The sequence below is a fragment of the Leptotrichia sp. oral taxon 879 str. F0557 genome (assembly GCF_000469385.1).
Classification (GTDB): Bacteria; Fusobacteriota; Fusobacteriia; order Fusobacteriales; family Leptotrichiaceae; genus Leptotrichia; species Leptotrichia mesophila.
Genome location: NZ_KI271286.1, coordinates 1 through 6,328, shown reverse-complemented (window position 1 = coordinate 6,328; position 6,328 = coordinate 1). Strand labels below are relative to the sequence as shown.

Sequence of the window (6,328 nt, the reverse complement as noted above, 5' to 3'; positions counted from 1 at the left end):
ATTTGTTCAGCTACGACTGTTTGACGACTGCAAGGAGGAGTTTCGGAGATGGACAAATAAAAGACGGAGTCTAGCCATGGTTGTAGGTTTTGCGGCAATGAGCAATCCTACGAAAATAAAAAGGCGGCAATGAGCAATCCTACGAAAATAAAAAAGATAACTTCAAGTTTCCCCAAAGTCATCTGTTTCATTTAAAAATTATTCTCCAAAATAAGCTATCGCTTCAATTTCCACCAAAACTCCTTTTGGTAATTTATCTACTGCAAAGGCTGATCTTGCTGGATATGGTTCAGTAAAGTATTCTGCATAAATGCTGTTTACTGCTCCGAAGTCATTGATGTTGTCTAATAATACAGTTGTTTTTATAACGTTTTTTGTTGTTAATCCGTTGTTTTCTAAGATTGCCTTCAAGTTTTCAAGAACTTGTCTTGCCTGCTCTTCTACTGTAACAGCTTCAATTTGCTGATTTTCAGGATTTATTGCAATTTGTCCTGAGATATACAAAAAGTCACCTGCTTTTCTAAAGGCTGAATATGGTCCAACTGCTTCTGGTATTTTTTTCATTTCTTCCTCCTAATTTTTCGTATTTTTTAAATTTTACAATTTTATTCTATCATATTTTTTCAATATCAAAAAGATTTTTCTTTCGTTTTGCTTACTATTCCCAAAATTATTATTCTGGCGAATATCCAAAGTTTATAATATACCTCCAGCTTTCTCCCGGAACTTTTGCAAATCCAAAGTAAAGTGGAATTGACAAGGCTTTCACTCCAAGCCCAAATTTATAGCTTTCCTTTTCTTCATGTCCGAAGCTGTAGGCTTTTTGAGAAATGTTTGCCCTTGAGTAAGTTGTATCTAAATATACAAGTTTTGACAAATTATATTGAGCTTTTAGGCTTCCAATAAAAATACTGTTCCCACGAATTTTATCTGCTGGCATTCCAGCAAATTCCAATGAATTGTCAGCTGTTCGGATTCCTCCCATTTTTGGTCTGTAAGTTTCTGGAATATTGCTTCCATCTGTTGTCAAATACGATACCCTTGGAGTAATTGTTATTTTTTCGCCAATCGGTATATTAATTTCTCCACCTGCATTTAATGAGTTAAATTTAGCCTCTTTTGAATTTGCTAAAGTATAATTTGAGAAAAAGTAAGTACCTTTTGTTGCAAAATTAAGGCTGTCTCTTGTATCATAATTTAGCTTAGCTTCATAATATGGAAAGGCTTTTCTTACATTTTCAGAATTATTCTGATGTTTTGTCACATCTGAAATCTGATAGCCTCCACCAATTGAGAATAACAGATTTTTATACATTTCAAATCCAATTCCTGCTCCGATTTTGAATTTTCTGTTTTCAAAGTTGAAATATCCGTTATTGTATTTCTGATTTTTTATAATATCACGTTTATATTCAAATTCGCTGTAAATCAAGGCTTTCGAATCTTTTCCAAGTTCCATAGTTGCCTTACCTCTTGCCCCATATTCATTTGCAACCGTTCCAGTTACTGAATATCTGACATTTGTATTATTTATAATTTTACTTCCCTGAAAACCAACATTTACTGTTGCCAAGTCCTCGTTATTTATATTTCCCGAAAGTGTCAAATAGTCACTTGGTTTTTCTTGAACATTTATTATTAGATCATTGTCCTTCACTTCGTAATAAACCGTTGTAAAATCACCATTCTGATAAATATTATTAACAATTTTTTCCATATCCAGCCTGCTTAAAACACCAAGTTTTTTAGGCAAAAATTTATCAAAATATTCTTTTTTATATTTTTTGTTACCTTCTATTACAACTCCAGAAATATTATACTCATCCTTCCAAGTCCGTCTAAACTCTTTCCGTTTTTCTTCCAATTTTTCAAAAAGTTCAGGATTTGATAATTTTCTAATTTCATCTATATTTTCTCTTGCAATTTTCTCTCCAGCCGCAATAAGTTCTTTTACCTTTGAAAAATCATAAGACTCAAATTTTTCCAAATCTGGCTTCATATACAAGTCAAGCATACGAATTTGCCGTTCCACTTCCTGTCTTCCAGCAATTGTTGTCGAATCTGTAATTACATCAATCAAGTTTATTTTAGACTCGTCTCTTTTTGTAAATCCGTCTCCTACATTCACTCCAATTGTATAATCCGCCCCAAGCACCTTCACATCCTGCACAGGTAAATTCCGTGTAACTCCCCCATCAATATAAAGCCTTTTTCCAGCCCGAATTGGTGCAAAAATTGATGGCAATGACAAACTTTCTCTAATCGCCGTTGCAATCGAGCCTTTATCAATCATAACACCTTCTCCAGATTCCAAATCAGTAGCAACTGCCGCAAACTTTCTTGGAAACTTCCTAAAATCCTGTATTCCAATTGCTCCATAAAAAATTTCATTCAGCCTTTGACTCGCAGTTTTTCCTCCAACTACTCCACTAGGTAATTTTGGCATAAAATTTTTCATTGGAATTACCGTACTATTTCTATCTTCAATTGAATTTCTTATAGCCCCCTTGTCCTTTCTCTCGATTTTATCGCTAAAAAGCCCCATCCAATCCATACTAATCGCTATTTCTTCTATTTCCTGCGGCGTATATCCCACACTATACATTCCCGCAATAATGCTTCCCATACTCGTTCCAGTCGCATATTCCACTGGCACCTTTTCTTCATCCAGTACCTTCAATATCCCAATATGAGCAAGCCCTTTCGCTGTTCCCCCACTAAGCACCAGCCCAATTCTCTTATTCTCCTGAGAAGTTATCTCTTTTTTATTTTCTAATTTTTTTTCTTTATTTAAAATATCCCTATCCGATTCTATTTTAGGCTCATTTTCCAAAACTTCCTTTTTACTGTCTTTTTTGCTTTCCTGCAAATTTTGTTCATCTTTTTTTAGCACAAAATAATTTTCATCTTTTAAATTTTCAGAAATCCCAAAACTATTTACCAAAAGAAAAATAATTAAAAACAAAAAATTTTTTCTTTTTTCAGTCATTTATCTCATCCTCCTTTTTACAAAATTTTTTCAAATTTATCATTAAAATTAATTTTTTTGCTTCCAAAAAACTGACCCTCTAGTCATTTTACTACAAAAAATTTTTATTTTTCTTATAAATTTATAATATTTCAAACAGCTCTTCCAACTTTCTCACTTCATACTTTGGAACTATCCCAGTATCATTTACATTATTTCGTAAATTTACCCAGCAAGTATCAATTCCAGTGTTTTGTCCACCTTTTATATCGGCTCCTAATGAATCACCTATCATTATAACTTCAGATTTATCCATTATTTCAAAATAATTCATTGCATATTCAAATATTCGTTTATCAGGCTTATTTACACCAACTTCATCAGAAATGATAATTTTATCAATGTATTTTGCAATTGTTGAATTTTCTATTCGTGAATGCTGTACTTCCTTTATTCCATTAGTTACAATTCCAACTTTGCATTTTGAATGTAAATATTCACATAGTTTTTCAGTTGCTTCAAATGGAAAAATCCCTTCTCCCAGTTTTTTCAAGTAAAGTTCGCTCATTTCATGCGGATCATATTTCAAGTCAAACTCCTCAATTATTTTTTCAAATCTTACAACCTTTAATCTATCCTTATCCACAGCCCCTTTTTCCAAATCCTTCCACAACTGCAAATTCACATCTTTATATCTATCTTTTATCTTTTCATAAATTTCTTTTTTTTTCGCATTACCTAATTCACTTTCCACAAAAAATCCCAATTCTTTGAAAGTGTTCCTAAATGCCGCTTCTTCTGTTTTAGGATAATCAAAAAGTGTATCATCCAAGTCTATTAATACAAGTTTGTAGTTCATTTTTCGCTCCTTTATTTAGAATTTTCTCAAACTATTTAAATTTTAGAAAATTTGTTATTTTTTTATTTGTGATAAATAATTAAAAATTTCAAAATACAATTAATTAACTTCAAAAAATCAAATTAAAAAACTAATATGATTTATAAAGTATACAACAAAAAGAAAAAAAGGGCAACATTTAAAATTAATAAAGCGAAGCATAAAAAATAGAAATAACTACTTTAAAAATTTGCTCTTAATTAAAACTTTTTTTTAAAAAAATTCTTACTATATCCCAAATTATTTTCTCCTTTACTTAGATATACAAATATGATAAGATTATATATAACTTAAAATAGGAGAGTGACATAATGAATTCAAATAAAATTTTTGAAAAATATACATTAAATAATGGAGTAGAGATTAAAAATAGACTTGTAGTGACCCCTATGATTCTATTTGTTGCCAATGAAGACGGAACTTTCTCAGAAGAAGACCTTAAATTTATGAGTAAACGTGGAGAAAATATAGGAATGTTCATAGTAGAAGCTACTCTAGTTGCTGATGGTGGAAAAGCTTTCACAAGACAGCCCGAAGCTATCAATGAAACACATTTGCCATCTTTAAGAAAAGTAGCAGAAATTCTACGTAATCAAGGTACAAAGGCAATTTTACAAATACATCACGGCGGAAGACTTGCCCTTCCAAATGTAAATAAAAATGATATAATTGCTCCTAGCTATGATAGCGAAACAAAAGCAAGAGAAATAACTACTGATGAAATAGATAAACTTATACAGGCGTTTGGAAATGCTGCTGATTTAGCTATTCAGGCTGGATTTGACGGAGTAGAAATTCATGGTGCAAACAGATATCTTATCCAGCAGTTTTATTCAGGAATAACTAACAGAAGAACTGACGAATGGGGAGGAAATATTGAAAAAAGAATGAGATTTCCTTTAGCTGTTATAGATGAAGTAAATAAAGTTAAAAATAAACATAACGCTGACAAATTCATCATAGGATACCGTTTTTCACCTGAAGAGCCAGGAGAAAATGGTTTGACAATGGTTGAAACTTTCGCATTGATTGATGAACTTGTAAAAAAACCACTACAATATCTACACGTTTCACTTCCAGATTTTTATATAAATGCTTATAGTGGAGGAGATACTAAAAAAACTGCAATACAGCAGATTCATGATAGAATAAACGGAAAGCTTCCATTAATTGGAGTGGGTAATCTATACACAGGAGAACAGATAGCTAAAGCTCTTGATAAAGGATGGGCAGAATTTGCCGCTTTAGGAAAAACTGTCATTTTAAATCATAATATAGGAACTCTTATACTTGAAAAAAGAGAAAATGAAATTGAAACTGAACTGGATCTGGAAAGAGAAGATAAATACGATTTAGGTGAATTTTTATGGGAACGTGCAAAAGAAAAAAGCCCTTTGCTTCCCCCAATAAAAAATAACAATACAGTTTTAGGTAAAAATTATTTATAATAAGTGAACTGAAATAAAAAATGCTATTTTATTAGGAGCAGCCATGATTTTAATAGCTATAATCATAATTTTATATATTCTCTTTGGGAATATTAATAAAAAAAATGCTAATATTTCAAAATTAAATAAAAAACTTGAAGATCTAGATGAAAAAGAGCAGGAAAAAGAAAAACAGATAAAGAAACACCAATTAAAAGAGAAAATACGAAAATTAAAAAAAGAAATCCATGAAATCGAAAAAGAAATGTATGATGAAAAATTAGAAGTAGAAAGTCCTTATTTTAAAGATCTGTGTGATCAAGCAGCAGATTTACAAATGGAGCTATACGATTATGAATTTGAACTAGAATGGATTGATAAAAATTAGAGCATAATCTTTTTGAAAAAAATCAATACAATTTATAATTTTGCAAAAAAAATACGCCAAATTTATGGCGTATTTTATATTTATTCTTTTTCTTTTTGATACTGCGATACTGTTTTCCCTGTCCATTTTTTAAATGCCCGATAAAAGGAAGAAGTTTCAGTATATCCAACCAGATAGGCTATTTCATCTATTGAAAGTTCCTTTGCTTCTAAATAGTTGAAGGTCATCATTTTTTGAATATCTTTTACCATCTGATTAAAACTGGTATTTTCTGCTGACAGATTTCTTTGAAGAGCCCTTCCACTTATCCCAAACTCTTCTGCTACATTTTCTAAGCCAAACTGTCCACTAGGAATAAGCTGAAAAAATTTCATATTTCTATTTTTCCCTTCTTCTTTTTGCCGCCTTATATTGTGCGGGAAATACAATTCCAAGTAAAGTAATATAAACACTTATCATCATTGCAGGCGGATAAAAGGTGCACGATATTATTAACCCCATAATTTTTATAATTATATCAATACTTAGCCATCTCATCCTTATTTTTAATGATTCCTGTGATTTCTCATCATTTCTATTTGCTTTTCCTATCAAATGCCCAGAAATTATATTACAAAATGTAACAGCCAGAACTATTATCCCATAAA

The 6,328-nt window shown here is 31.1% G+C and carries 6 protein-coding genes and 1 pseudogene; 2 read left to right on the top strand and 5 right to left on the bottom strand.

Translation table 11 applies throughout. From position 1 onward, the window contains the following. Positions 1-198: 198 nt before the first annotated feature. From HMPREF1552_RS00320 to HMPREF1552_RS00310, 3 genes are all read right to left on the bottom strand, one after another. Positions 199-564 (bottom strand): Rid family detoxifying hydrolase, encoded by a 366-nt coding sequence (locus HMPREF1552_RS00320; protein ID WP_021743025.1) that lies wholly within the window; start codon positions 562-564, stop codon positions 199-201. 109 nt (positions 565-673) lie between these two features. After that, the gene (locus HMPREF1552_RS00315; RefSeq protein ID WP_021743024.1) at positions 674-2,989 is read right to left on the bottom strand and encodes a patatin-like phospholipase family protein; all 2,316 of its coding nucleotides are present in this window, start codon (positions 2,987-2,989) and stop codon (positions 674-676) included. 121 nt (positions 2,990-3,110) lie between these two features. Then, complete coding sequence (locus HMPREF1552_RS00310; RefSeq protein ID WP_021743023.1) at positions 3,111-3,827, bottom strand: YjjG family noncanonical pyrimidine nucleotidase; 717 nt, start codon at positions 3,825-3,827, stop codon at positions 3,111-3,113. A 350-nt stretch (positions 3,828-4,177) separates the two neighbouring features. Between HMPREF1552_RS00310 and HMPREF1552_RS00305 the strand changes: the two genes are divergently transcribed. Further along, positions 4,178-5,314: an NADH-dependent flavin oxidoreductase gene (locus HMPREF1552_RS00305; RefSeq protein ID WP_021743022.1), complete on the top strand. Its 1,137-nt coding sequence runs from the start codon at positions 4,178-4,180 to the stop codon at positions 5,312-5,314. A 43-nt stretch (positions 5,315-5,357) separates the two neighbouring features. Then, positions 5,358-5,681, top strand: a complete 324-nt coding sequence (locus tag HMPREF1552_RS00300; protein ID WP_021743021.1) for a hypothetical protein — start codon at positions 5,358-5,360, stop codon at positions 5,679-5,681. 80 nt (positions 5,682-5,761) lie between these two features. Here the strand turns inward: HMPREF1552_RS00300 and HMPREF1552_RS00295 are convergent, their stop codons facing one another. Beyond that, positions 5,762-6,055, bottom strand: a complete 294-nt coding sequence (locus HMPREF1552_RS00295; RefSeq protein WP_021743020.1) for an AraC family transcriptional regulator — start codon at positions 6,053-6,055, stop codon at positions 5,762-5,764. A gap of 4 nt (positions 6,056-6,059) precedes the next feature. Then, positions 6,060-6,328: pseudogene (locus tag HMPREF1552_RS12395) on the bottom strand (hypothetical protein); the annotation flags it as partial.

Excerpts from the sequence above, each read along its gene's own strand:
- HMPREF1552_RS00320 (WP_021743025.1), bottom strand. The coding sequence starts at position 564 with ATGAAAAAAATACCAGAAGCAGTTGGACCATATTCAGCCTTTAGAAAA.
- HMPREF1552_RS00315 (WP_021743024.1), bottom strand. The coding sequence starts at position 2,989 with ATGACTGAAAAAAGAAAAAATTTTTTGTTTTTAATTATTTTTCTTTTG.
- HMPREF1552_RS00310 (WP_021743023.1), bottom strand. The coding sequence starts at position 3,827 with ATGAACTACAAACTTGTATTAATAGACTTGGATGATACACTTTTTGAT.
- HMPREF1552_RS00305 (WP_021743022.1), top strand. The coding sequence starts at position 4,178 with ATGAATTCAAATAAAATTTTTGAAAAATATACATTAAATAATGGAGTA.
- HMPREF1552_RS00300 (WP_021743021.1), top strand. The coding sequence starts at position 5,358 with ATGATTTTAATAGCTATAATCATAATTTTATATATTCTCTTTGGGAAT.
- HMPREF1552_RS00295 (WP_021743020.1), bottom strand. The coding sequence starts at position 6,055 with ATGAAATTTTTTCAGCTTATTCCTAGTGGACAGTTTGGCTTAGAAAAT.